We start from the raw sequence: 22,585 nt of genomic DNA, 5'->3' as shown, positions 1-22,585 counted from the left end.
CGGCCCCAAACTCGGTCTACGCAAAACTGCGAGCGAGTGCTGCGCACTCGAGCGGGAGCAAGCTCCCTCGCCACAGTGGGGATGTGTTCAATGCATAACCCCTGCGCCGTGATTCCGGTCTACAACCATGAAACCGCGATCGGCACCGTGGTCGACGCGCTGCTCGCCCAAGGCCTGCCGTGCATTCTGGTGGACGACGCCAGCACGCCATCCTGCGCGAGGGTGCTGGATGCGCTGGCCGGGCGCGATAACGTGCATCTGGTGCGCCTGACCCTCAATCAGGGCAAGGGCGGCGCGGTGATGACCGGCCTGCGCGAAGCGGCACGTCTGGGTTTCACCCATGCCTTGCAGGTTGACGCCGACGGCCAGCACGACCTGCACGACGTCGCGCGTTTCGTCGAGGAATCCCGCGTCCACCCGGACGCCATGATCTGCGGTTATCCGCTGTTCGACGAGAGCGTGCCCAAGGGCCGCTTGTACGCGCGTTATCTGACCCACGTGATGGTCTGGATCAACACACTGTCGCTGCAGATCCGCGATTCGATGTGCGGCTTTCGCGTCTATCCGCTGGCTCCGACGCTGGCGGTGATCGACTCGGCGCGGGTCGGCAAGCGCATGGATTTCGACTCCGACATCCTCGTGCGCCTGTCGTGGCGCAACCAGCCGATGCGTTGGCTGCAGACCAGCGTGCATTACCCGCTGGACGGCGTCTCGCACTTCCGTCTGCTGCACGACAACGCGCTGATTTCCAGCATGCATACCCGGTTATTCTTCGGCATGCTGCTGCGCCTGCCGCTGATCCTCTGGCGCCGGTGGCGCACATGAGTGTCGAGACCGACAAGAAGCACTGGGCCGACCGCGAAGAACGCGGCAGCTTCCTGCTGATGAAATTCACCGCGTTCGCCGCCAAGGTGCTTGGCCGGCGTCTGCTCAGTCCGCTGCTGTACGGCATTGTCCTGTACTTCTTCCTGTTCGGCCGTACCGCGCGCAACAGTGCCTGGCAATACCAGCAACGGTTGGCCGACTGGAGCCAGCGTGCCGAATTGCGACCGAGTTACTGGCGGGTGTTCCGCCAGTTCATGGCGTTCGCCGATTCGCTACTCGACAAGCTCGACGTGTGGAACGGCAAGCTGCGCATCGAGCAGATCGAAATCATCGACCCGGCACTGCTGCGCAATCAGTTGCGCGGCAGTCGCGGGCAACTGCTGGTCGGCGCGCACCTGGGCAACCTTGAGGTATGCCGGGCGCTGGCCGAGATCGGCGAAAAGGTCACCATGAATGTGCTGGTGCACACCAAGCACGCCGAGCAGTTCAACCGTTTGCTGGGCGAGGCCGGGGCGACCAATCTGCGCCTGATTCAGGTCAGCGAACTGGATCCGGTGATCATGCTGCAACTGCACGAACGCCTGGAGCGCGGCGAATGGCTGGCGATTGCCGGCGACCGCGTGCCGTTGCATGGCGGGCGCAGCGTCACCGTGGATTTTCTCGGCCACCCGGCAGCATTTCCGCAAGGCCCGTGGTTGCTGGCCGGTTTGCTCAAATGCCCGGTCAATCTGCTGATGTGCCTGAAACAACCGGACGGCCACTATCGCCTGACCCTCGAGCCGTTCGCCGACAGCGTGACGTGGACGCGCCGCGAGCGCGAGCAGGTCATTCATCAGTGGGCCACCCGCTACGCGCAGCGCCTGAGTCACTATTGCCTCGAAGCCCCGCACCAATGGTTCAACTTTTACCCTTTCTGGAAGACCGATGACGACGCCAACCCATGAGCCGGTAACCTTCGGCGAACGCCCTTTGCGCATCGAAGACGTGCTGGCCCTGGCCAACCGTCAGGCGCCCGTGCAGTTGCAGAGCGACGCCGCTTACCGCGAGCGCATCGCCAAAGGCGCACGGTTCCTCGATTCGCTGCTGGACAAGGAAGGCGTGATCTACGGCGTGACCACCGGTTACGGCGATTCCTGCGTGGTCGCGGTGCCGCTGCATCACGTCGAGGCACTGCCGCGTCATCTCTACACCTTCCACGGTTGCGGCCTCGGCAAACTGCTCGACGCCCAAGCCACCCGCGCGGTGCTGGCGGCGCGCTTGCAGTCGCTGTGCCACGGCGTGTCCGGGGTGCGAATCGAACTGCTGGAGCGCCTGCACGCCTTCCTTGAACACGACATTTTGCCGCTGATCCCTGAAGAGGGTTCGGTGGGCGCCAGCGGCGACCTGACGCCGCTGTCCTACGTCGCCGCGACCCTGTCCGGCGAGCGCGAAGTGCTGTTCCGTGGCGAGCGTCGCCAGGCTGCCGACGTGCATCGCGAACTCGGCTGGACGCCATTGGTGCTGCGCCCGAAAGAAGCGCTGGCCTTGATGAACGGCACCGCGGTGATGACAGGCCTGGCGTGCCTCGCTTACGCCCGCGCCGATTACCTGTTGCAACTGGCCACGCGCATCACCGCGCTCAACGTGGTCGCGCTGCAAGGCAATCCGGAACACTTCGACGAGCGTCTGTTCGCCGCCAAGCCGCATCCGGGGCAGATGCAAGTCGCCGCATGGCTGCGCAAGGATCTGGCGATCGACGCGCCGACCGCGCCGCTGCATCGCCTGCAGGATCGCTACTCGCTGCGCTGCGCCCCGCACGTGCTCGGGGTGCTGGCGGACAGCCTGAACTGGCTGCGTGCGTTCATCGAGACCGAACTCAACAGCGCCAACGACAACCCGATCATCGACGCCGAAGCCGAGCGCGTGCTGCACGGCGGGCACTTCTACGGCGGGCACATTGCGTTCGCCATGGACAGCCTGAAAAATCTGGTGGCCAACGTCGCCGACCTGCTCGACCGGCAGCTCGCGCTGCTGGTCGACGAGCGCTACAACCATGGCTTGCCGAGCAACCTGTCCGGCGCCCCGGCGGATCGCGCCATGATCAACCACGGCTTCAAGGCCGTGCAGATCGGCACCAGTGCCTGGACCGCCGAAGCGCTGAAAAACACCATGCCGGCCAGCGTGTTCTCGCGCTCCACCGAGTGCCACAACCAGGACAAGGTGAGCATGGGCACCATCGCCGCCCGTGACGCGATCCGCGTGCTGGAGCTGACCGAACAGGTCGCCGCCGCCACGTTGCTCGCGGCCAATCAGGGCGTCTGGTTGCGCGGTCGCGATGAAGACGCACGCGCGCTGCCACCTTCGCTGGCCGCCATGCACGAAGAGCTGGCCAAGGACTTCCCGCCGGTCATCGAAGACCGTGCACTGGAAGGCGAACTGCGCCTGTGTCTGCAACGCATCGCCGAGCAACACTGGAGGCTGCATGCGTAGCGCCGGAGTCCTGCACGCCGACACGGAAATCCTCGTGCCGTTTTTTGACGTCGATACCATGCACGTGGTCTGGCACGGGCACTACGTCAAATACCTGGAAGTGGCGCGCTGCGCGCTGCTCGATCAGATCGGTCATAACTACACGCAGATGTCCGAGTCGGGTTACGCGTGGCCGATCATCGACCTGCAACTGCGTTATGTGCGGGGCGCGGTGTTCGGCCAGCGCTTGAACGTGCGCGCCAGTCTGGTGGAGTGGGAGAACCGCTTGAAGATCAATTATCTGATCACCGACCTGCAGACCGGCGAACGCCTGACCCGCGCCAGTTCGGTGCAGGTGGCGGTCGAGATCAGCAGCCGCGAGATGCAACTGGCCTCACCCAAAGTGTTTACCGAAGCGGTGGAAAGGATGCTGCGATGAACCTGTTCTGCAAATGCCTTGGCGCGATGGCACTGCTCGCCGTGTCGACACTGGCCAGCGCCTTCGACCTGCAACAGCTCAGCGAACAACTGGCGAAACCGGACGTTATCCACGGCCAGTTCGTCCAGGAAAAACACCTGCGCGCCCTGCCCCAGCCGTTGATCAGCAAGGGCAGCTTCGTGCTGGCGAAAAATCACGGCTTGCTCTGGCTGCTCAAGAGCCCGCTGCAACAGGATTACCGCATCACCGCCAACGGCATCGCCCGTCGTGACGGCAACGCTTGGCAGTTGCTGCCGAACAAGAGCGCCGGTGCCGAACAGAACCGCTTGTTCCTCGCTGTGCTGCAAGGTGACAGCAGCGGTCTGCAACGGGATTTCGAACTGGCCCTGAGCGGCGATGCACAGCAGTGGAAACTCACCCTGACCCCGCGCTCGGTGCTGCTCAAGCAAGTATTCAATCAGATCAATATCGACGGTGGTGAGCTGGTACAGACCATCGAACTGCTGGAAACCCAGGGCGACAGCACCGTGCTGCGGATGAAAGACAGCAGCGCCGGACAACCGTTGAGCGAAGCGGAGCAACATGACTTTGCCGAGTGAACGCAGGCTGCCGTGGCTGTTCCTGATCCTGCTGCTGGCGGTCGTCGCGCTGGCCGGGTGGCAGTGGCGCGACGGTGCGCCGCTGTCGGCCAACCTCATGGAGCTGGTGCCCGGAACCAATCCTGACGCCCTCGAACTGCGCGCCGAACAACGCATGCAGGAGCCGCTTAATCGGGAAATGCTGGTGCTGGTCGGCCACGCCGATCGCCAGCAAGCGGTGGCCATGGCGCAGACCCTGGGCGAGCAATGGCAGGCCAGCGGTCTGTTCGAAAAGGTCCAGTGGAACCTGCAGGCGGATCTGCCGGCGCTGCGTACGCAACTGCTGCAAGGTCGACTGGCGATGCTCTCGGCAGATGACCGGCAACTGCTGACCGAGCATCCCGATGCGTTCATTCAGCAACGGGTGCAGGCGCTGTTCGACCCGTTCAACGGGTTCACCCTGGTGCCGAGCCAGGACGACTGGCTGGGCCTGACCGGACGGATCCAGAACAGCCAGCCGAAACACGGCGCGGTGCAACTGGACATCGGCAGCGGCGCACTGGTCGCCGATGCCGACGGCAAAAGCTGGGTGCTGCTGCGCGCGCGCACCACCGGCAATGCCTTCGACATGAATCTGCCGCTGCAAGTCGCTGATCTGCTGCAGCACAGTCGCGAGCAGGCGGCGAAAGCCGACGTACAACTGCTGGCCGCCAGCGGTCTGCTCTACGCCGCCAACGGTCAGCAGCAAGCCACCCGCGAAATGACCTGGGTTGGCGGCGGCGCGACGGTCGGCATTCTGCTGTTGCTGCTGCTGGCGTTTCGCCGATGGCGGGTGCTGCTGGCGTTCGTGCCGGTGCTGGTGGGCATGCTGTTCGGCGCGGTGGCCTGCGTGGCGCTGTTCGGCCACATGCACGTGATGACCCTGGTGCTCGGTTCCAGCCTGATCGGCGTGGCGGTGGATTATCCGCTGCACTATCTGTCGAAAAGCTGGAGCCTCAAGCCGTGGCGCAGCTGGCCGGCGCTGCGCCTGACCCTCTCCGGACTGACGCTGAGCCTGATCACCAGCGCCATCGGTTATCTGGCGCTGGCCTGGACGCCCTTCCCGGCGCTGACGCAAATCGCGGTGTTCTCCGCTGCCGGCCTGCTCGGTGCTTACCTGTCGGCGGTGTGCCTGCTGCCGGCCCTGCTGAAAAACGTTGAACTGCAACCGGCGCAATGGCCGCTGCGTCTGGCCGAGCGTCTGGTGCAACTGCGCGAAACGCTGCTCGAACACGTGCGCACCCCGGTGCTGCTGGCGCTGCTGATCGCCTTCTGCGCCGGCGGTCTGGTGCAGCTGCAAAGCAAGAACGACATCCGCCAGTGGGTCGGTGCACCACAACGCCTGACCGATGAAGCGCAGACCATCGCACGCATCACCGGCTATCAGCCGACCAGCCAGTTCTTCCTCGTGCGCGGCGCCAATCAGCAGCAACTGCTGGAGCGTCAGGCCGCACTGAGCGAACGTCTGCAGCAACTGGTCAACCTCGACAAACTGCAAGGCTATCTGGCCCTCGACCAACTGCTCAGTCCGCCGAGCCAGCAACAGCAGGTTCGCGAAGCGCTGAGCAAACTGCCGCAATACTGGCAGCCATTGCTCGACCTCGGCGTACCGCTCGCGTCGTTGCAAACCGAGTTGCAGCAGCTGCAGAACCTGCCTGCCGAAGACATCGACGCCGCACTGGCCGGGCCGTTAGGCGAGCCTTACCGTACGCTGTGGCTCGGCCCGACCGCTGACGGCGTGGCGGCGATGACCAGCCTGCAAGGCCTGAACAATCCGTCACTGCTGCGGGTGCAGGCGCTGGATTTGCCGGGGGTGACGCTGGTGGATCGTCTCGGTGAATTGAACAATGTATTCGCCGCGACCCAGATCAGCGCCGCCGAACTGAAACTCGCCTCCTGCGTTTTGATTGTGCTGGTGCTGACCGTGCCGTTCGGCTTCGGCGGCGCCTTGCGCATCGTCGCCCTGCCGCTGCTGGCGGCGCTGTGCAGCCTGGCCAGCCTCGGTTGGCTCGGTCAGCCGCTGACCCTGTTCAGCCTGTTCGGCCTGCTGCTGGTAACGGCGATCAGCGTCGATTACGCGATCCTCATGCGTGAGCAGGTCGGCGGTGCGGCAGTGAGTCTGCTGGGCACCTTGCTGGCGGCGCTGACGACCTGGCTGTCGTTCGGTTTGCTGGCGGTGTCGAGCACGCCGGCGGTGAGCAATTTCGGCCTGTCAGTGAGCCTGGGGCTGGCTTTCAGTTTCATTCTGGCGCCGTGGGCCGGACGTCACGTCCACCGCGCCGCCGTCGCAGAGCCGGCAGCATGATGGTCGTCGGTTTCTGGCTGATGGCCCTGGCGCTGTTCGCGGTGGCCACCCGTATCGGCCGGCATTTCGGCCTGATCCCGATCGTCAGCCAGTTGCTGCTGGCCAGCTTCGGTTTGCCGTTGTTGATGTACTTCTGGATCGAACCGGGCTGGCAGCTCAGCGGTGCTCAACTGATTGCACCGGGGTGGCTGAAAGACCTCTACAGCCTGAGTTTCGCGCTGTTGCTCGGGCACATTCTCAGTGATGTGATCGACCTGCGGCTGGACCGCCAGAGCGTGAAAATCGCCGTGCCGAGTTTTGCCGTGCCATTTGCCTCCGGTCTGGCCGCCGCCTACTGGCTGCTACCGGCGCAACCGTGGCTGAACTCGCTGGCCATTGGGCTGGTGTTCGCGATCACCGCGATCCCGGTGCTGTACCTGTACCTGCGCCACATAGACTATCCGCCCGCCGCCACCCGGCGTCTGGTGCAGACCGCCATCCTCATCGACCTGACCTGCTGGACGCTGTTCGGCCTCGCTCAGGGCAGTCTGCATCTGAGCAGCCTGTTGCTACCACTCGGCCTGGCCTGCGTGCCAGTGCTGTTGCATCTGCTGCGCGTGCGCCGACCACTGACCTACAGCCTCGGCTTCTTTGCGCTGCTGGTCCTGGCCGAGCACTACAAACTCAACGCGCTGATTTTCGGCATCGGCTATCTGCTGTGCATGGCCTTGCTGAAAGTGCCGTTGGTGCTGCCATTGCCCGCGCGGTGGATGAGCCGTTTGCAGACGTGGATCGCGATCCCGCTGATCCTCACCTTCGGCATCGTCCAGATCGACGTGCACAGTGCCCTCGCCAGCCTCGGCGCAGTGCAATGGGCGGCGCTGCTGCTGTTGCCGATTGCCAGTAAACTGCTCGGCAACTGGCTGGGTCTGGGCTGGGCCGGTGCATCGTTCGAAGGCGCCAGCCGCTGGCGTGAAAGCGTGCTGCTGAACATTCGCGGCCTGAGCGAAATCGTCTTTCTCAATCTGTTGCTGCAACAACAGCTGATCAGCCCGGCGCTGTACTTCGCGCTGATGCTGATGGGCCTGATCGCGACGCTGCTGCCGGCCCTGATCGGCCTGTACCGCGTGCCCCTGAAAACCACCGCCACTGCGCCCGGGAGTTCACGTGCCAACCGTTGAAATGCAACGTCGTCAGGTAGTGATCATCGGAGCCGGCCCGTCCGGCGCCATCGCCGCCGCCCTGCTCAAGCGCAAGGGCCACGATGTGCTGGTGCTCGAGCGCCAGCACTTCCCGAGGTTTTCCATTGGTGAAAGCCTGCTGAGTCACTGCCTGGACTTCGTCGAAGAAGCCGGCATGCTCGATGCCGTCAACGCCGCCGGCTTCCAGCGCAAGACCGGTGCTGCGTTCGCCTGGGGCGAACGCTACAGCGCCTTCGATTTCGGCGACACCTTCACCGCAGGTAAACCCACCACGTTCCAGGTGCAGCGCGCCGATTTCGACAAGCTGCTGGCCGATCAGGCCGAATTGCAGGGTGCCGAAATCCGCTACGGCGACGCCATCGTCCGCGTCGATTTCGACCGGGCCAAACCGCAGCTCGACGTGCTGCGCGAAGACGGCAGCGAGTACCGCGTCGAAGCGGATTTCGTGCTCGACGCCAGCGGCTACGGGCGCGTGCTGTCGCGTTTGCTCGATCTGGAAGCGCCGTCGAATTTCCCGGTGCGCCAGGCGGTGTTCACCCACGTTGAAGATCACATCGACAATCCGGCCTTCGACCGCGAGAAGATCCTCGTCACCACCCACCCCGAGCACCGCGACATCTGGTTCTGGACGATCCCGTTCAGCAACGGTCGCTGCTCGGTGGGCGTGGTGGCTGCCGCCGAACACTTCAAGGGTCGCGATAGCGATCTGGATGCCTGCCTGCGTGGTTTCATCGCCGAAACCCCGAGCCTCTCCGGTGTGTTGAACAACGCCGTGTGGGACACCCCGGCGCGCACCCTCGGTGGTTATGCGGCCAATGTAAAAACCCTGCATGGCCCGGGCTTCGCCCTGCTCGGCAACGCCGCGGAATTTCTCGACCCGGTGTTCTCCTCGGGCGTGACCATCGCCATGCGTTCGGCGAGCATGGCCGCCGCGGTCCTGCACCGGCAGTTGCAGGGCGAAACTGTCGACTGGCAGCGCGAGTTCGCCGAGCCGCTCAAACGTGGGGTCGATACCTTCCGCTGCTACGTCGAAGGCTGGTACGCCGGCACCTTCCAGGACGTGATTTTTTATCAAGACAGTCAGGCCGACATACGCCGAATGATCTGCTCGATCCTCGCCGGCTACGCCTGGGATGAACGCAACCCGTTCGTCAGCGAAGCGCGCCGCCGGCTGAAGATGATTTCCGAACTCTGTGCAAAGGACGCCCCATGAATTACTTGAGCGACAGCTACGTCGAGGAAACCCGCTTCGGTTTCTGGTTCCTGCGCAGCCACACCTGGCAGCACCATGTGTTGCGCGTGGCGATCAACGACCTGCGCGGGTTGTTCAGCGAGTCGCTGCCGGCCAATCCGGTGCTGCTGGATGCCGGCTGTGGTCAGGGCAAATCGTTTCGGCATCTGCGCCAGACCTTCGCCCCACAGCGTCTGATCGGCGTCGATGCCGATCCGCACAGCCTGCAATTGAGCGCCGCAGAAGCGGCGCGCCAGGGTTTCGATGTGGAGCTGATCGGTAGCGATTGCGCGACGCTCAATGTCGCCGATGCCAGTGTCGACCTGCTGTTCTGCCACCAGACCTTTCATCATCTGGTCGAACAGGAAAAAGCCCTCGCCGAGTTCTACCGCGTGCTCAAGCCGGGCGGTTATCTGCTGTTCGCCGAGTCCACCGAGGCCTACATTGATACTTGGGTGATCCGTTGGCTGTTCCGCCATCCGATGCATGTGCAAAAGAGCGCGGCGCAATACCTGGAGATGATTCGCCAGCAGGGTTTCGAGTTTGGAGAACGCAATGTCTCGTACCCGTATTTGTGGTGGAGTCGTTCGAAGGATTTCGGCTTGCTGGAGCGGTTCGGGTTGCGCCGGCCGAAGCCGTTTGGCGAGCGTGAGGAAACCTTGGTGAATGTCGTTGCGCGAAAACCATTGGCGGGGGCTTGCTGATGCAACACTTAACCTGTGGGAGCGGGCTTGCTCGCGAAAGCGCTGGATCAGCTTGCATTGATGTCGGATGTGCCGACGCCTTCGCGAGCAAGCCCGCTCCCACAGGGGTTGTGGTGTGGCTGGTATTGTTGCTAACGGCCCTGTTGAGTGGTTGCGCGAGCCAGGCGCCGTTGCCAGCGGGCAACCCGACATTGCCGCTGCCGATGCAATTGCACATCGAACGCCAACAAGCCGATCAGCGTCAGGACTGGCTGTTGGTGATCCAGCGCGAAGGCCCCGGCATTCGCTGGTCGATGATGGATCCGCTGGGCATCCCCCAGGCGCGTCAGCAACTGATCGACGGTCGCTGGCAGGCCGACGGGCTGCTGCCGCCCAACCCGGAAGCCCGGGAGCTGTTTGCCGCGTTGCTGTTCGCCCTGACCCCCTCCAGCGAACTGGCGCGCAATTATCCCGCCGCGCAGCAGCAGGGCGAGCAACGCACGCTGGCGCCGCGCTGGACGGTCCGTTATGCACAACCTTTGAGTTTCCAATTGAATCTGCCCCAAGGCCCGCACTATCGGGTTTCCCCCCTCGGTGAACCGACGCCATGACTGCCTACCTCAATGCCCTCGGCGTGATCTGCGCACTGGGCCGCGACAAGCAACAGGTCGCGCACAACCTGTTTGCCGGTGACTGCTCGGGCATGCGCCGCGAGTCCGGCTGGGTGGCCGGGCATGAATTGCCGGTGGCGGCGGTGCACGGTGAGCTGGCGGCGATTCCGGCCGAACTGGCCGACCAGAGCAGCCGCAACAATCAACTGTTGCTGGAAGCCGCGCTGCAGATTCGCGAGGACATCGATCGGGCGATCCAGACCTATGGTCGCGCGCGCATCGGCGTGGTGCTCGGCACCAGCACCTCGGGGATCGACGAGGCCAGCCGAGGGCTGGCGCACTATCTTCGCGAGCAGCGGTTCCCTGGCGAGTACGACTATCGGCAACAGGAACTCGGCGCCCCGGCGAATTTTCTCGCCGACTGGCTGCAACTCAGCGGCCCGGCCTATGTGATTTCCACCGCCTGCACGTCCAGTGCGCGGGCGTTGATGAGCGCGCAGCGTCTGCTTGATCTGGGCCTGTGCGACGCGGTGCTGTGCGGCGGGGTCGACAGCCTGTGCAAACTGACGCTCAACGGTTTCAGCGCGCTGGAAGCGGTGTCCGACGAGCGCTGCAATCCGTTCTCGGCCAACCGCAACGGCATCAACATCGGCGAAGCGGCGGTGCTGTTCCTAATGAGCAAGCAGCGCAGCGACGGCCCGGCCATTGCCCTGCTCGGCAGCGGCGCCAGCTCCGACGCGCACCACATTTCCGCGCCGGAACCGAGCGGCCGCGGCGCCCTGCAAGCGATGCAGAAAGCCTTGCACCGCGCGCAGCTGCAAGCCGGTCAAATCAACTACCTGAACCTGCACGGCACCGCGACCCAGCACAACGATGCGATGGAAAGTCTGGCGGTTGCCACGCTGTTTCCTGAAGGCGTGGCCTGCTCGTCGACCAAGCCGATGACCGGCCACACCCTCGGCGCTGCCGGCGCCCTCGAAGCGGCGTTCTGCTGGCTGAGCCTGAGCGCCGACAACCCGCAGCACGCCTTGCCGCCACACGTCTGGGACGCCCGGCCCGACCCCGACTTGCCGGCGCTGAAGTGGGTGACTGCGAGCGAACGCCTGTCGTCCATTGCACCCCGCTACCTGATGAGCAACTCGTTTGCTTTCGGCGGCAACAACGTCAGCCTGATTATCGGAGACGCCCCATGAACGACTGGCCGCTCGCCGAACTGCTGCCCCACGCTGGCGACATGATTCTGCTCGACCGCATTCTCAGTTTCGACGAAGAGCAGATCCACACCCGCCTCACGGTCAAGCCCGACGGTTTGTTCAGCCTGCCCGACGGCAGCCTGCCAGCGTGGGTTGGCGTTGAGCTGATGGCGCAAAGCGTCGCCGCGTTTGCCGGTTGCCATGCACGGCGGAAGGGCAACCCGGTGGAGTTGGGGTTCCTGCTCGGCACGCGCAAATTCGAGTGCAACGTCGAGGCCTTCCCGGCCGGCAGCGAACTGACCATCCACGGCATCCGTTCGCTGGAAGACGACAACGGCATGGGTGTTTTCGAATGCCACATCCACGGGCCTGACATACAAGCCAGCGCACGCTTGAACGTGTTCCGCCCGCCGCAGCCCAGCCAATACCTTGAACAAAACAGAGGGTCGAACGATGACTGAATCCGTACTGGTCACCGGCTCCAGCCGTGGCATCGGCCGCGCCATTGCCTTGCGTCTGGCGCAGGCCGGGCATGACATCGTCCTGCACTGCCGCAGCGGCGTGGCTGAAGCCCAGGCTGTGAAAGCCGAAGTCGAAGCGTTGGGCCGCAGCGCGCGCATCCTGCAATTCGACGTCGCCGACCGCGAAGCCTGCAAAACCATTCTCGAAGCCGACGTCGAAAACCACGGCGCCTATTACGGCGTGGTACTCAACGCCGGCCTGACCCGCGATGGCGCTTTTCCGGCGCTGAGCGATGACGATTGGGACGTGGTGTTGCGCACCAATCTCGACGGTTTCTACAACGTCCTGCACCCGGTGATGATGCCGATGATCCGTCGTCGCGCCGCCGGGCGGATCGTCTGCATCACCTCGGTGTCGGGACTGATCGGCAACCGTGGCCAGGTCAACTACAGCGCCTCCAAGGCCGGGGTGATCGGTGCGGCGAAAGCGTTGGCGATTGAACTGGGCAAGCGCAAAATCACGGTTAACTGCGTCGCGCCGGGCCTGATCGACACGGCGATGCTCGACGAAAACGTGCCGGTGGAAGAGCTGATGAAAATGATCCCCGCACAACGCATGGGCACCCCGGAAGAGGTCGCCGCTGCGGTGAATTTCCTGATGTCGGCGGAAGCCTCGTACATCACCCGCCAGGTTCTGGCGGTCAACGGAGGCTTGTGCTGATGAAGCGCGTCGTCGTCACCGGCATGGCCGGCATCACCTCGCTGGGCAGCGACTGGCAGACCATCGCCAGCAACTTCGCAGCCAACCGCAGCGGCATCCGCCGGATGGACGAGTGGGACCGCTTCAGCGAACTCAACACCCGCCTGGCCGGGCCGATCGATGATTTTGTCGTGCCGGCGCACTGGACCCGCAAACAACTGCGCAGCATGGGCCGGGTGTCACGGCTGGCGGTGGGCGCGGCGGAACAGGCACTGGCGGACGCCGGCCTGCTCGGTGACGAATCGATCAAGGACGGACGCATGGGTGTGGCCTGCGGTTCGTCCACCGGCAGCACCGACGAGATCAAGGCGTTCGGCAACATGCTGCTCAACTCGGTGGCCGAGGGTCTCAACGCCAACTCCTACGTGCGGATGATGCCGCACACCACCGCGGCCAACATCAGCATCTTCTTCGGCCTCACCGGGAGGCTGATCCCGACATCCAGCGCCTGCACCAGCGGCAGTCAGGGTATCGGCTACGCGTATGAAGCGATCAAGTTCGGACGGCTGCCGCTGATGCTCGCCGGCGGTGCCGAAGAGCTGTGCCCGACCGAAGCCATGGTCTTCGACGCGCTGTACGCCACCAGCCTGAAAAACGATGCGCCACAGACCAGCCCACGCCCGTACGACAAGGGCCGCGACGGTCTGGTGATCGGTGAAGGCGGCGGCATGCTGGTGCTCGAAGAGCTGGAGCATGCGCTGGCTCGCGGTGCGCGGATCCACGCCGAGATCGTCGGTTTCGGCAGCAACGCCGACGGCCAGCACACTACCCGCCCCGAGCAGGTCACCATGCGCCGCGCCATGGAACTGGCGCTGGAAGACGCCGGCCTGACGCCGGATGCCATCGGTTACGTCAATGGTCACGGTACCGCTACAGAACAGGGCGACATTGCCGAAACACTGGCGACCAGCAGTCTGTTCGGCGAACACATGCCGATCAGCTCGCAGAAGAGTTTCCTCGGCCACACGCTGGGGGCCTGCGGCGCGCTGGAGTCGTGGTTCAGCATTGAAATGCTCAATCGCGACCTGTACGTGCACACGCTCAACCTCGACGAGGTCGATCCGCACTGCGGCAAGCTCGATTACCTGCGCGGCGAATTCCGCCAGATGCATCACGAATACGTGATGAACAACAATTTCGCTTTTGGTGGCGTCAACACCTCGTTGATTTTCCGCCGCTGGCACTGACCGCAACACGTTTGGAGTGAAGGGAATGACTCAGTTTCACCGCATCGCCGCCCTGCTGGCCCTGGCCTTTGTGCTCGGCGGTTGCACCAGCAAACCGGTTTACAACGCCAAGGAAGAGTTCTCGCCCAACCTCGGCTTCACCCAGGCGCAGATGAGCCGCGCCATCGTCACCGCGCTCAACGATCGCCAGTGGGTGGTGCAGTCGGTGCGCCCGGGCATGATCAAAGCGGCGATTACCGTACGCGGCCGTCATCACGCCGAAGTCGACATCCCGTTCAGCCCGACCTCGTTTGAAATCGACTACCGCAGCAGCTACGGCCTCGACGCCAAGGACGGCAAGATCCACGGCAACTACAACCGCTGGGTCAACCGCCTGCGCGACAACGTGCTCAAGGAACTGTCGATCAACCCGGACATCGAGTTCGTCAACGACCTGGGCATCGTCAAGCAAGGCGCCGACGAACCGACCTACCTGAGCTTTCGCGAGGGCGTCAAACGCGCCACCGACGCCGGCCTGCTGGACGGCAGCGTGAAGTTCTACCTGGCCGGCGAAACCCTGCCAAAACAGGTGCGCAAACTCGACACCGTGAGCAGCAGCCGCAAAACCAACGGCTCGAACAAATCCGACACCGACGCCTGCTTCTGGGCCCTGCAATCGGCCCTCGCGACCCTGCAGAACGCCGCGAAAAAAGCCGACGCCAACGCCGTGATCAACATCGCCAGCGTCGACCAGCGCGACCTCTACAAAGACACCGAGAAATTCCAGTGCCGTGCGGGCCTGGTGGTGTCGAGCGTGGCGTTGCGTGGGGATTTGGCCCACGTCGATTGATTGACAGTAGAAACGACAAAGGGCGCCTTACGGCGCCCTTTCACAAACAGGTTGGCTTGTCATCGCCCTTCCACCTGTCTGGCTCTGTGATGGCTGGTTGCCCAGGATCCTCAGAGTCTCACAAGCCCCTTTCGGGAACGCCGGCAGTATTGCCCGAAATGTCATTACCAGCAATGGATGGCAATTGGCTTCGATGCACCCTCTCAACGGCTACTACACGCCCAAGGCCTTTCTAACCGCAGTCTTGATGGCGTAAAACTCGTCTGTTGCAAGATGTGAAATCAGGTAAACACGCTTTCCGTGACGGTCTTTACTTCTGATCCTGTCCAGTCGCGCAAGACTGACCGTCGCTACCATGTCGCATTTTGCCCAGCAGGTTGAACTGGCACCTTGAAGATGGCTGGCGAGCTCCAGATGATGCTCCAGCACACAATCCGGCGCAGTTGTACTCAATGGCACCACAGTCACCAACAAACTGTTGGATCGGTGCTTGCGTATCACCACCACGGGCCTGATTTTGACCATCTCCGGTACTTCAAAACCTCTGAAATCACAGATCAGAACACTGCCCTCCTTGGGCTGATAGAGAAGTGGCATCCATGGCACTCACTAAAAAGAACTGATTTTGCGCATTTACCGCAACTTTCCCTAAAGCAGTTCCGTTACCAGAAATGTAAAGGGCTGACTCCTCTCATCACCTGAACGACAACTACACTCATCCTGCGGGTCTCAACCATCGCCAGCCAGAACGGCGAGCCCGTTGTTCGAGCACTCGCGGTTCTCTTTCACCGTCAAGGAGATGACCATGCAAGTGAAAGCCCTGATCGCCGCCGCACTCCTCGGGCTATTGCCCGGCGCCAGCCACGCCACCAACCTGATGTACATGCCGTTCGAAACCGTGCTCTCGGATGCGATTCGCGCCGGGCGGCTGGATGGCAGTGTGAAGTTCTATCTGATCGGCAACGGGCCGCAGGGCACGCAGCAGTTGTTACGCCGGGATGTGGTCAGTGATTTGCGCACCAACGGTTTCAACAAGAGCGATCACGACTCCTGCGAGTGGGTGCTGCAGTCGAACCTGATCAAGTTGCAGGCCGATGCCAAACGGGTCGGGGCGAATGCGGTGGTCAACATCGTCAGTTATTACGACCAGCATGTGCGCAAGGATTTGAATACCTATGAGTGCCGTGCGGGAGTGTTTGTGACGCGGGTGGCGTTGAAGGGGGATCTGGTGCGGTTGCCCTGAGAGGTGTGGTGTTTGGGCGGGCGCCTTCGCGAGCAAGCCCGCTCCCACAGGGGAACGTATTCCAGGGTGGGAGCGGGCTTGCTCGCGAAGAGGCCGGCAGGCATCACACTGATGAAGGTTCGACCTTGCGTGTAAGCAGTTCGACAAATGCCTTGGCCATCGGCGATTTCTGATCCTTGCGCTGCACCAGCCACACCGCCGACACCGCCTCCGGATCAAGCAGTGGTCGATAGACCACACCGTCAATGCGCATCCGCTGATAAGACGCCGGCAACACCGAAACCCCCAGCCCCGCTGCGACCAGTCCGATGATGGTCATCGCTTCCCCGGCCTCTTGGGCGAAGTGCGGGCTGAACCCGGCATCGCGGGCCAGACTGAGTAGTTGCGCATACAGCCCGCTGCCGTAGCTGCGTGGAAAGAACACAAACGGCTCCAGCGCCAGCGCCGAGAGGAACAGGCCTTCCTCGCTGCCTTGCGCCAACGGATGTTTGGAGCCGAGCACCGCCACCAGCGGCTCACGCATCAGCTCGACCACACTCAGCGAATCCGGCAGGCCCAGCGGGCGCATGATCCCGACTTCGATCGACTGATCCACCAGCGCATCCGCGACCATGGTGCTGCTCATCTCCCGCAGGTTCAGGTGCACTGCCGGGAAGCGCTGGCGAAAAGAAAAAATCGCTTGGGGAATGGTCGAGTTGAACGGCGCCGACGAGGTGAAGCCTATCTTCAATTCGCCCAGTTCGCCGAGTTGCGCACGCCGGGCGACGTCCGCCGCTTTGTCGACCTGCGCCAGCACCAGTCGCGCCTCCTCCAGAAACAATCGGCCAGCCTCACTCAGCTCGACCCGACGATTGGTGCGTTCGAACAACCGCGCGCCGACCTCTTGCTCCAGCGCCTGAATCTGCTGACTCAGCGGTGGCTGGGAAATACCCAGCACCTGTGCGGCGCGGCCGAAATGCAGTTCTTCGGCGACGGCGATGAAGTAGCGCAGATGACGCAATTCCATGGAAACCCCATTAGGTCGTTAAAGCTATCAAACAGGTCGAACAATATATTGGATAGAAACATTAGCCAGCTATATGATTTTTTCATTGCCTGCCTGGCCGTGCTCTCCGAGGTCTGATGTGAAAACCGCCGCCGCCCCTCTTGCCCATGAAGTTCCGCCTGCCGCGGCGGACGATGTCATCGCCGAGCTGCAGGAGATCTACATCGAAAAAGGCACGCCGATGTTCATGCGCACGGTGCTCGCGCTGTTCAGCGGCGGCTTTGCGACCTTTGCCCTGCTGTATTGCGTGCAACCGATGATGCCGCTGCTGTCCAACGAGTATGGAATCAACGCGGCGCAGAGCAGCCTGATTCTGTCGGTGGCGACCGGCATGCTCGCCATCGGACTACTGATCACCGGGCCGATTTCCGACCGGGTCGGACGCAAGCCGGTGATGGTCGCAGCGTTGTTCGCCGCCGCGCTGTGCACCATCGCCAGCTCGATGATGCCGAGCTGGCAGGGCGTGCTGATCATGCGCGCGCTGATCGGGCTGTCGCTGAGCGGCCTGGCGGCCGTGGCGATGACTTACCTGAGCGAGGAAATCCATCCGCAGCACATCGGTCTGGCGATGGGCCTGTACATCGGTGGCAACGCGATTGGCGGGATGAGCGGGCGGTTGATCACCGGGGTGTTGATCGATTTTGTCAGCTGGCACACGGCGATGCTGGTGATCGGCGGCCTGGCACTGGTCGCGGCGGCGGTGTTCTGGAAAATCCTCCCCGAATCGCGCAACTTCCGCTCACGCTCGCTGCACCCTCGCAGCCTGCTCGATGGCTTCACCATGCACTTTCGCGACGCCGGCCTGCCGCTGCTGTTTATTGAAGCGTTCGTGCTGATGGGCGCCTTCGTCACTCTGTTCAACTATATCGGCTATCGTCTGCTCGCCGCGCCGTACAACCTCGATCAGGTGTTCGTCGGTTTGCTGTCGGTGGTGTACCTGTCGGGCATCTACAGCTCGGCGAAGATTGGTTCGCTGGCGGACAAACTGGGGCGGCGCAAAGTGCTGTGGGCAACCATCGCACTGATGTTCGCCGGCCTTGCACTGACTATGTTCACGCCGCTGTTGCTGGTGATCGTCGGCATGTTGATCTTCACCTTCGGCTTCTTCGGTGCGCACTCGGTGGCAAGCAGCTGGATCGGCCGGCGCGCTATCAAGGCCAAGGGCCAGGCGTCTTCGCTGTACCTGTTCAGCTACTACGCAGGCTCCAGCATCGCCGGGACGGCGGGCGGGGTGTTCTGGCACTTGGGAGGCTGGAACGGGATTGGCCTGTTCATTGGTGCGCTGTTGCTGGTGGCACTGCTGGTGGCGTTGAAACTGGCGAAGTTGCCACCTCTGACCGGCTCGACTATCTGAGCTGCAGCCGCGCCTCGATCAGCGTGTCGCGCGGCTCCAGCGTCAGTGACTGCAACAAGACGTCGTCCCGCTCAAGCCTGTCCAGCCAGCGCAGCAGTGGCTCGGGCTGGCCGCTGAGGGTCAGGCGAATCTGCTCGTTATCGCTGTCCATCTGCTGCACCTCAAGCCCTGCCGTAACGAGGCTCTCGCTGATCCGCAAGGACAACGGCTGCCTGGCATCGGACAACGATCGGCTCTGCGGTTGAGCGCGCTCCAGCTGCACGGCGAAATGCTGTTGCTGGCGATACCGATGCTCGGCCGCGTCCAGCCGTTGCATCGCCGGTTGCCAGAAGCAAAAAAATAGCGCGCCGCCGAGCAGCCCGGCGATCAGCAGCACAAGCAGGCCACGCTCACGCTGCGAGAGGCGTCGCCATCGCTTGATGTGAACGTCGGTGTTCATACGTCATCCTCCCAGGTCAGCGTTGCCGTCACCCGGTCGACCATCTTGCTGGCGCCATCGATCCTGATCGTCAAACCTTGCTGGCGACCGCGCTCACGCAGGCGCTCAAGCTCGGCAAAGCTGTTTGCCGTCAGTTGCACTTTCCAGCCATTGGCTTGCTCATATTCAATGCGCCTGACCTCAACCTGACTGGCGCCAATCACTTGTTCGACCAACCTGACCAGCGCTGCAATGCGGGTATCGCGCGACTGCGCAGGCACACTCTGAATCGCCTCGATCTGCGCGGTCAGGCCAACGATTTGCGCGTGTTGTGGATACAGCGTTTTGAAGCGCTGGTCATTGATCTGCGCCAGGCGCCGTGTTTCGCCATCGAGGAAACGTATCCGCGTTTCACTGGCGCCCGCGCCCAGCAACAACAGGATCAGCACCACCGCCGATAAGGCACGCCACGGCAGCGGTGAGTTTCGGGGAGCAAATTCGCCATGTCGCAGGTTGATCGCCTGACGAAAACCCTCCGTCAGCCATGCCTGTTCATCCGGCTCATCACGCCAGAGCATGTCCTCGGGCAACACACTCTTCAGCGCCAGCAAACCTTCCTCCGTCAACGCGAGCCGGGCCGGCAACGCTCCACCCAATAGCCATCGCCCGAACCATCGGGTAGCGATCGGCTGATCCGTGGGCAGCAAATCGGCATCAACGAACACCGAGCGCACCTGCAGGCCATTTTCGGTGAGCAGCGACAACACCGCCGCCAAGCGCTCACGAGCGATGACGATCAGCGGATAACGTCGCTCGGCATCCGCTTGACCGACGCTCAAGTGCACCTTGTCCAGCGCTTCGCCAAGCTGCTCTTCCACTGCAAACGCGAGGGCCTGCGCGGCGGGCGCACGGCGGCCGGGCCAGGGTTCACTGCGCAACCAACTGCAGGATTCGATGGGCAGTAACAAGTCGATTTTTTGCCCGTGCAGCACTTGGGCCGCTTGATGCAGCGGCATTGTTAACCGCTCGCCGGTGTGCGACCAGAGACAACAAGGCCAGTCGGACGACATGTCCGCAAGCCCTTCGGCGGTCGGGTAAAGCCAGTTTTTCATTGCGTTATCTCGTTGCCGCGGGAGGGAAGTAAACGGCGTTGCAGGGCTGTCAGTCGGGCTGTTTTAGCGATGTACTCGACGTCGGTGCTCAGCGTCAGCACCTGCTGGTCTTGCACGACGCGCACAGTCAGGCGGTGCCAGCGGCTGTCGACACCGAGGCCATGCGTGTTGACCCCGGCATCGGCAATCAGTGGATCGGTGCCGAATGCTTGAACAGCGAGCCAAGGCTGCGCCGAGCGCTGGCGAACCAGCGCATCGGCGGTGGCGGACTCGATTTCCAGCACGCGCAGCAACAGCGCCGGTGCGGTGTTGATATTCAGCGTCGCATCCGTGGGCAGCAGCGCTACCCACGGTTCCAGGCGGCGCAGCGTGGTCGCATCAAAACCCGGCAGTAGACGCAACTGGCTCACTTCGGACAATGCGCCGACCTGACTCGGTTGCAGCGCGGGCAGCTCCAGCAATTCGAGCAGCCTCGCCCAGCGCTCCAGCGTCACCACCTCGATCTGGCCCTGGCGCAGCAATGCGTTGAGATTGAACCGCGCCGACAGGTCCTCGATTTGCACCTCGACCTGCGCCTGATCGCTATCGAGTCCGGGAATGATTCGGGGCCAGTCGCGAAGCATCTCGGCGTGGCTTTGCTGACTCACCACAGCCCGATGCAAACGCCGCAGCGCCCAGGCTTCTCCGGCCTCTGCCAATTGGCGCAGGTGCAGGGTCTGCAGCTGCTGCGCGCTGCTCTGCAAAGACAGTCGGTGGCTGCGCAACAGGCCAGTGGTGATCAGCAAGGCCAGGCTCAATACCAACATCACGCTGATCAGCGCCAGCCCTTGCTGCCGGCGCTTCATGACAAGGCTCCCGGCAACAACCACACCCGGCGAATCGCCTCATAGCGCCGAGTCGACACCTGCAGCTCCAGCGCCAAAGGTGTACCCGCAGAGGCCTCGATCATTCGCCATCGCAGATCAATCACCTCATCCAGCAGTTTCTGCCGCTGGACAGTCAGCGCCCCCTCAGCGCGGCTTTCACGCCACAGCACGCCGTCGTGCAGGCGATAGGTCAGTTCCTGGCGTTCGCTACGCGGTTGATCCAGCGGATTGCGCCAGTTGCTGCGTTGCACATGCAGCTGCCCGGCATTCAAGACCAGGGGCTGCCCGGTGACCTGCAACAGGTCACGCTCGATCGCCGCCACCGCCCGTTGCAGACTTCTGAACCCGCGCTCGTGGTCGGCCGTCGCTTGCTGCACGCGCAGCACGCTGTCAAACAAGCCCCAACTGGCAAGACCAAGCACGGCGAAAATCGCCAGCGCGATGATCAGTTCCAGCAAGGTGAAACCGCGTTGGTCAGTCATGACGACTGTGCAACCGAGACATTGTTCGATAGAGCGGCTGATCGCTGTCGGCCAGACTGACTTCCAGCTCCACCGAAAACTGCCCCGCTGTATCGACTTCGCGCAAGTGCTGGCGCAGGCGCCAGTCACGACGATCCATGCGCACGATCTGCTGCTGTTGGCCGCTGACCCAGGCGCTCTGCAGGCGCAGTTCGCTGAGCCGGTTATCCGCCAGCCATGCTGCAAACAGCCGCTGCTCAGCCGCACCGCTCTGCTGCACCACGTAACGGCTTGCCGATAACAGGGACGCCGCCAGCACCGCAAAAATTGCCAGCGCCACCATGACTTCCAGCAACGTGAAACCTTGCATCCGCCTGACGATCGCTCGCTTATTCATCCAGCGTTACCTCACTCAAGCCATCCGACGCCAGACCGGCCCAGACCCGCTCGCGACTTGCCAGCAACAAGCTGAATGCGCTGATTTCATCACTGCTGAGCATCAATAATTGCGGGGCCGGTGCGCTGTTCAGCAAACGCACCGGCAGACCATCCAGCACAAGCTGCGCATGCAGATCCGCCGGCCATTGCTGCAGGGCCGTCAACGGCTGCCAGCCTTGCGCGTCGAGCTGCAGAACGCGATAGCCCTCAAGGCTGAAACCCACGCCAAATTCCCGTCCCTCAAGCACCGCGCGTTCGCGAAACTGCTCGATCATCCGCGCAATCCGGCTCGCCTCCTGTCGCGCCACTTGCGCCGAATTATTCCCGCCGACCAGGCTGACCATGCCCAGCAGCATGCCGATCAGCACCATGACCACCATCAATTCCAGCAAGGTGAAACCCCGGCAACGCTGGCGCATCAGTCGACGGTCCAGTTGCCGATGTCGGCGGCGTGACCTTCCCCGCCACTGGCGCCATCGGAGCCCAGCGAATACAAGTCGTAACCGCCGCCCACTGAGCGCGTGCCAGGGTTGAGGTATTGATACGGCGTGCCCCACGGATCACGCGCCAGACTTTTCAGGTAACCAGCAGGGTTCCAGTTGCGCGCCACCGGTGTGCCGGTCGGGCGTTTAACCAGCGCTTCCAGGCCCTGCTGCGTGGTGGGGTAACGCGCGTTGTCCAGCCGATACATCTCCAGCGCCGTGGCAATTGCCTGAATGTCGATCTTCGCCGCGGTGGTCTTCGCCTGATCCGGCCGGCTCATGAATTGCGGCACGACGATCGCGCCGAGAATGCCGATGATGACCACCACGACCATGATTTCGATCAGGGTGAAACCGCGCTGCGCGGCCGCTGTGTTTCTGTGCAGAAGAGCCATG

General features: G+C 63.0%; 26 protein-coding genes. 17 read left to right on the top strand and 9 right to left on the bottom strand.

The window, feature by feature from the left end; all coding sequences use genetic code 11:
• The first annotated feature begins 90 nt into the window (after nucleotides 1-90).
• From AC1RBR_RS02380 to AC1RBR_RS02310, 15 genes are read left to right on the top strand one after another with little or no spacing between them, the layout of a single operon-like run.
• Entirely contained in the window at nucleotides 91-825 is a 735-nt protein-coding gene (locus AC1RBR_RS02380) for a glycosyltransferase family 2 protein (RefSeq protein WP_492562801.1), read from the top strand.
• Nucleotides 822-1,769 (top strand): LpxL/LpxP family acyltransferase, encoded by a 948-nt coding sequence (locus AC1RBR_RS02375; RefSeq protein WP_115985341.1) that lies wholly within the window; start codon nucleotides 822-824, stop codon nucleotides 1,767-1,769. Before AC1RBR_RS02380 ends, AC1RBR_RS02375 begins: the two co-directional genes overlap by 4 nt.
• On the top strand, nucleotides 1,750-3,294 hold the full coding sequence (locus tag AC1RBR_RS02370) for an HAL/PAL/TAL family ammonia-lyase (RefSeq protein ID WP_461675273.1): 1,545 nt from the start codon (nucleotides 1,750-1,752) through the stop codon (nucleotides 3,292-3,294). The genes AC1RBR_RS02375 and AC1RBR_RS02370 overlap by 20 nt, the downstream gene beginning before the upstream one ends.
• The gene (locus tag AC1RBR_RS02365; RefSeq protein ID WP_041074875.1) at nucleotides 3,287-3,712 is read left to right on the top strand and encodes an acyl-CoA thioesterase; all 426 of its coding nucleotides are present in this window, start codon (nucleotides 3,287-3,289) and stop codon (nucleotides 3,710-3,712) included. The genes AC1RBR_RS02370 and AC1RBR_RS02365 overlap by 8 nt, the downstream gene beginning before the upstream one ends.
• Nucleotides 3,709-4,311, top strand: coding sequence for an outer membrane lipoprotein carrier protein LolA (locus AC1RBR_RS02360; protein ID WP_492562797.1), 603 nt, complete (start codon nucleotides 3,709-3,711; stop codon nucleotides 4,309-4,311). Before AC1RBR_RS02365 ends, AC1RBR_RS02360 begins: the two co-directional genes overlap by 4 nt.
• Nucleotides 4,295-6,634, top strand: a complete 2,340-nt coding sequence (locus tag AC1RBR_RS02355; RefSeq protein ID WP_492562795.1) for an MMPL family transporter — start codon at nucleotides 4,295-4,297, stop codon at nucleotides 6,632-6,634. Before AC1RBR_RS02360 ends, AC1RBR_RS02355 begins: the two co-directional genes overlap by 17 nt.
• Nucleotides 6,631-7,794 carry a cation:proton antiporter gene (locus AC1RBR_RS02350; RefSeq protein WP_492562794.1) on the top strand — a complete coding sequence of 388 codons (1,164 nt, stop codon included), beginning with the start codon at nucleotides 6,631-6,633 and terminating at the stop codon, nucleotides 7,792-7,794. The genes AC1RBR_RS02355 and AC1RBR_RS02350 overlap by 4 nt, the downstream gene beginning before the upstream one ends.
• Nucleotides 7,781-9,028 carry an NAD(P)/FAD-dependent oxidoreductase gene (locus tag AC1RBR_RS02345; protein ID WP_492562793.1) on the top strand — a complete coding sequence of 416 codons (1,248 nt, stop codon included), beginning with the start codon at nucleotides 7,781-7,783 and terminating at the stop codon, nucleotides 9,026-9,028. Before AC1RBR_RS02350 ends, AC1RBR_RS02345 begins: the two co-directional genes overlap by 14 nt.
• Nucleotides 9,025-9,750, top strand: coding sequence for a class I SAM-dependent methyltransferase (locus AC1RBR_RS02340; RefSeq protein WP_492562792.1), 726 nt, complete (start codon nucleotides 9,025-9,027; stop codon nucleotides 9,748-9,750). The genes AC1RBR_RS02345 and AC1RBR_RS02340 overlap by 4 nt, the downstream gene beginning before the upstream one ends.
• Nucleotides 9,750-10,340 carry a hypothetical protein gene (locus AC1RBR_RS02335; RefSeq protein ID WP_492562791.1) on the top strand — a complete coding sequence of 197 codons (591 nt, stop codon included), beginning with the start codon at nucleotides 9,750-9,752 and terminating at the stop codon, nucleotides 10,338-10,340. The genes AC1RBR_RS02340 and AC1RBR_RS02335 overlap by 1 nt, the downstream gene beginning before the upstream one ends.
• Entirely contained in the window at nucleotides 10,337-11,533 is a 1,197-nt protein-coding gene (locus AC1RBR_RS02330) for a beta-ketoacyl-[acyl-carrier-protein] synthase family protein (protein WP_492562790.1), read from the top strand. Before AC1RBR_RS02335 ends, AC1RBR_RS02330 begins: the two co-directional genes overlap by 4 nt.
• Nucleotides 11,530-11,994, top strand: coding sequence for a hotdog family protein (locus AC1RBR_RS02325; protein WP_492562789.1), 465 nt, complete (start codon nucleotides 11,530-11,532; stop codon nucleotides 11,992-11,994). The genes AC1RBR_RS02330 and AC1RBR_RS02325 overlap by 4 nt, the downstream gene beginning before the upstream one ends.
• The gene (gene fabG, locus AC1RBR_RS02320; RefSeq protein ID WP_492562787.1) at nucleotides 11,987-12,715 is read left to right on the top strand and encodes a 3-oxoacyl-ACP reductase FabG; all 729 of its coding nucleotides are present in this window, start codon (nucleotides 11,987-11,989) and stop codon (nucleotides 12,713-12,715) included. Before AC1RBR_RS02325 ends, fabG begins: the two co-directional genes overlap by 8 nt.
• Nucleotides 12,715-13,941 carry a beta-ketoacyl-ACP synthase gene (locus tag AC1RBR_RS02315; RefSeq protein WP_492562785.1) on the top strand — a complete coding sequence of 409 codons (1,227 nt, stop codon included), beginning with the start codon at nucleotides 12,715-12,717 and terminating at the stop codon, nucleotides 13,939-13,941. The genes fabG and AC1RBR_RS02315 overlap by 1 nt, the downstream gene beginning before the upstream one ends.
• Nucleotides 13,942-13,966: 25 nt before the next feature.
• Nucleotides 13,967-14,770, top strand: coding sequence for a hypothetical protein (locus AC1RBR_RS02310; protein WP_166495959.1), 804 nt, complete (start codon nucleotides 13,967-13,969; stop codon nucleotides 14,768-14,770).
• 213 nt (nucleotides 14,771-14,983) lie between these two features.
• Here AC1RBR_RS02310 and AC1RBR_RS02305 read toward each other — a convergent pair whose 3' ends face one another.
• The gene (locus AC1RBR_RS02305; protein WP_115985328.1) at nucleotides 14,984-15,367 is read right to left on the bottom strand and encodes a type II toxin-antitoxin system PemK/MazF family toxin; all 384 of its coding nucleotides are present in this window, start codon (nucleotides 15,365-15,367) and stop codon (nucleotides 14,984-14,986) included.
• A gap of 208 nt (nucleotides 15,368-15,575) precedes the next feature.
• Here AC1RBR_RS02305 and AC1RBR_RS02300 point away from each other — a divergent pair, with 208 nt between their 5' ends.
• Entirely contained in the window at nucleotides 15,576-16,013 is a 438-nt protein-coding gene (locus AC1RBR_RS02300; RefSeq protein ID WP_414904296.1) for an excinuclease, read from the top strand.
• Nucleotides 16,014-16,116: 103 nt separating this feature from the next.
• Here the strand turns inward: AC1RBR_RS02300 and AC1RBR_RS02295 are convergent, their stop codons facing one another.
• A complete protein-coding gene (locus AC1RBR_RS02295; protein ID WP_095138029.1) occupies nucleotides 16,117-17,019 on the bottom strand; it encodes a LysR family transcriptional regulator in 903 nt (300 codons plus the stop codon).
• Nucleotides 17,020-17,197: 178 nt separating this feature from the next.
• On the opposite strand from AC1RBR_RS02295, the gene AC1RBR_RS02290 reads away from it, so the two are divergent.
• Nucleotides 17,198-18,412, top strand: coding sequence for an MFS transporter (locus AC1RBR_RS02290; RefSeq protein WP_492567212.1), 1,215 nt, complete (start codon nucleotides 17,198-17,200; stop codon nucleotides 18,410-18,412).
• Here AC1RBR_RS02290 and AC1RBR_RS02285 read toward each other — a convergent pair.
• Genes AC1RBR_RS02285 through gspG form a run of 7 tightly spaced genes read right to left on the bottom strand, consistent with a single transcriptional unit; the run spans nucleotide 18,405 to nucleotide 22,584 of the window.
• The gene (locus AC1RBR_RS02285; protein WP_492562783.1) at nucleotides 18,405-18,851 is read right to left on the bottom strand and encodes a type II secretion system protein M; all 447 of its coding nucleotides are present in this window, start codon (nucleotides 18,849-18,851) and stop codon (nucleotides 18,405-18,407) included. The two genes, AC1RBR_RS02290 and AC1RBR_RS02285, sit on opposite strands and share 8 nt — an antisense overlap.
• Nucleotides 18,848-19,942 carry a type II secretion system protein GspL gene (gspL, locus tag AC1RBR_RS02280; RefSeq protein WP_492562782.1) on the bottom strand — a complete coding sequence of 365 codons (1,095 nt, stop codon included), beginning with the start codon at nucleotides 19,940-19,942 and terminating at the stop codon, nucleotides 18,848-18,850. The genes AC1RBR_RS02285 and gspL overlap by 4 nt, the downstream gene beginning before the upstream one ends.
• Nucleotides 19,939-20,787: a type II secretion system minor pseudopilin gene (locus AC1RBR_RS02275; protein WP_492562780.1), complete on the bottom strand. Its 849-nt coding sequence runs from the start codon at nucleotides 20,785-20,787 to the stop codon at nucleotides 19,939-19,941. The genes gspL and AC1RBR_RS02275 overlap by 4 nt, the downstream gene beginning before the upstream one ends.
• Nucleotides 20,784-21,290 (bottom strand): type II secretion system minor pseudopilin GspJ, encoded by a 507-nt coding sequence (gene gspJ, locus AC1RBR_RS02270; protein WP_492562779.1) that lies wholly within the window; start codon nucleotides 21,288-21,290, stop codon nucleotides 20,784-20,786. Before gspJ ends, AC1RBR_RS02275 begins: the two co-directional genes overlap by 4 nt.
• The gene (gspI, locus tag AC1RBR_RS02265; RefSeq protein WP_492562777.1) at nucleotides 21,283-21,666 is read right to left on the bottom strand and encodes a type II secretion system minor pseudopilin GspI; all 384 of its coding nucleotides are present in this window, start codon (nucleotides 21,664-21,666) and stop codon (nucleotides 21,283-21,285) included. The genes gspJ and gspI overlap by 8 nt, the downstream gene beginning before the upstream one ends.
• A complete protein-coding gene (gspH, locus tag AC1RBR_RS02260; RefSeq protein WP_492562776.1) occupies nucleotides 21,659-22,126 on the bottom strand; it encodes a type II secretion system minor pseudopilin GspH in 468 nt (155 codons plus the stop codon). Before gspH ends, gspI begins: the two co-directional genes overlap by 8 nt.
• Nucleotides 22,126-22,584: a type II secretion system major pseudopilin GspG gene (gene gspG / locus AC1RBR_RS02255; RefSeq protein WP_492562774.1), complete on the bottom strand. Its 459-nt coding sequence runs from the start codon at nucleotides 22,582-22,584 to the stop codon at nucleotides 22,126-22,128. The genes gspH and gspG overlap by 1 nt, the downstream gene beginning before the upstream one ends.
• Nucleotide 22,585: the final 1 nt, after the last annotated feature.

It is taken from the genome of Pseudomonas sp. GW823-FHT01D03, from assembly GCF_058798255.1.
This window is presented reverse-complemented; position numbering and strand designations above follow the sequence as displayed.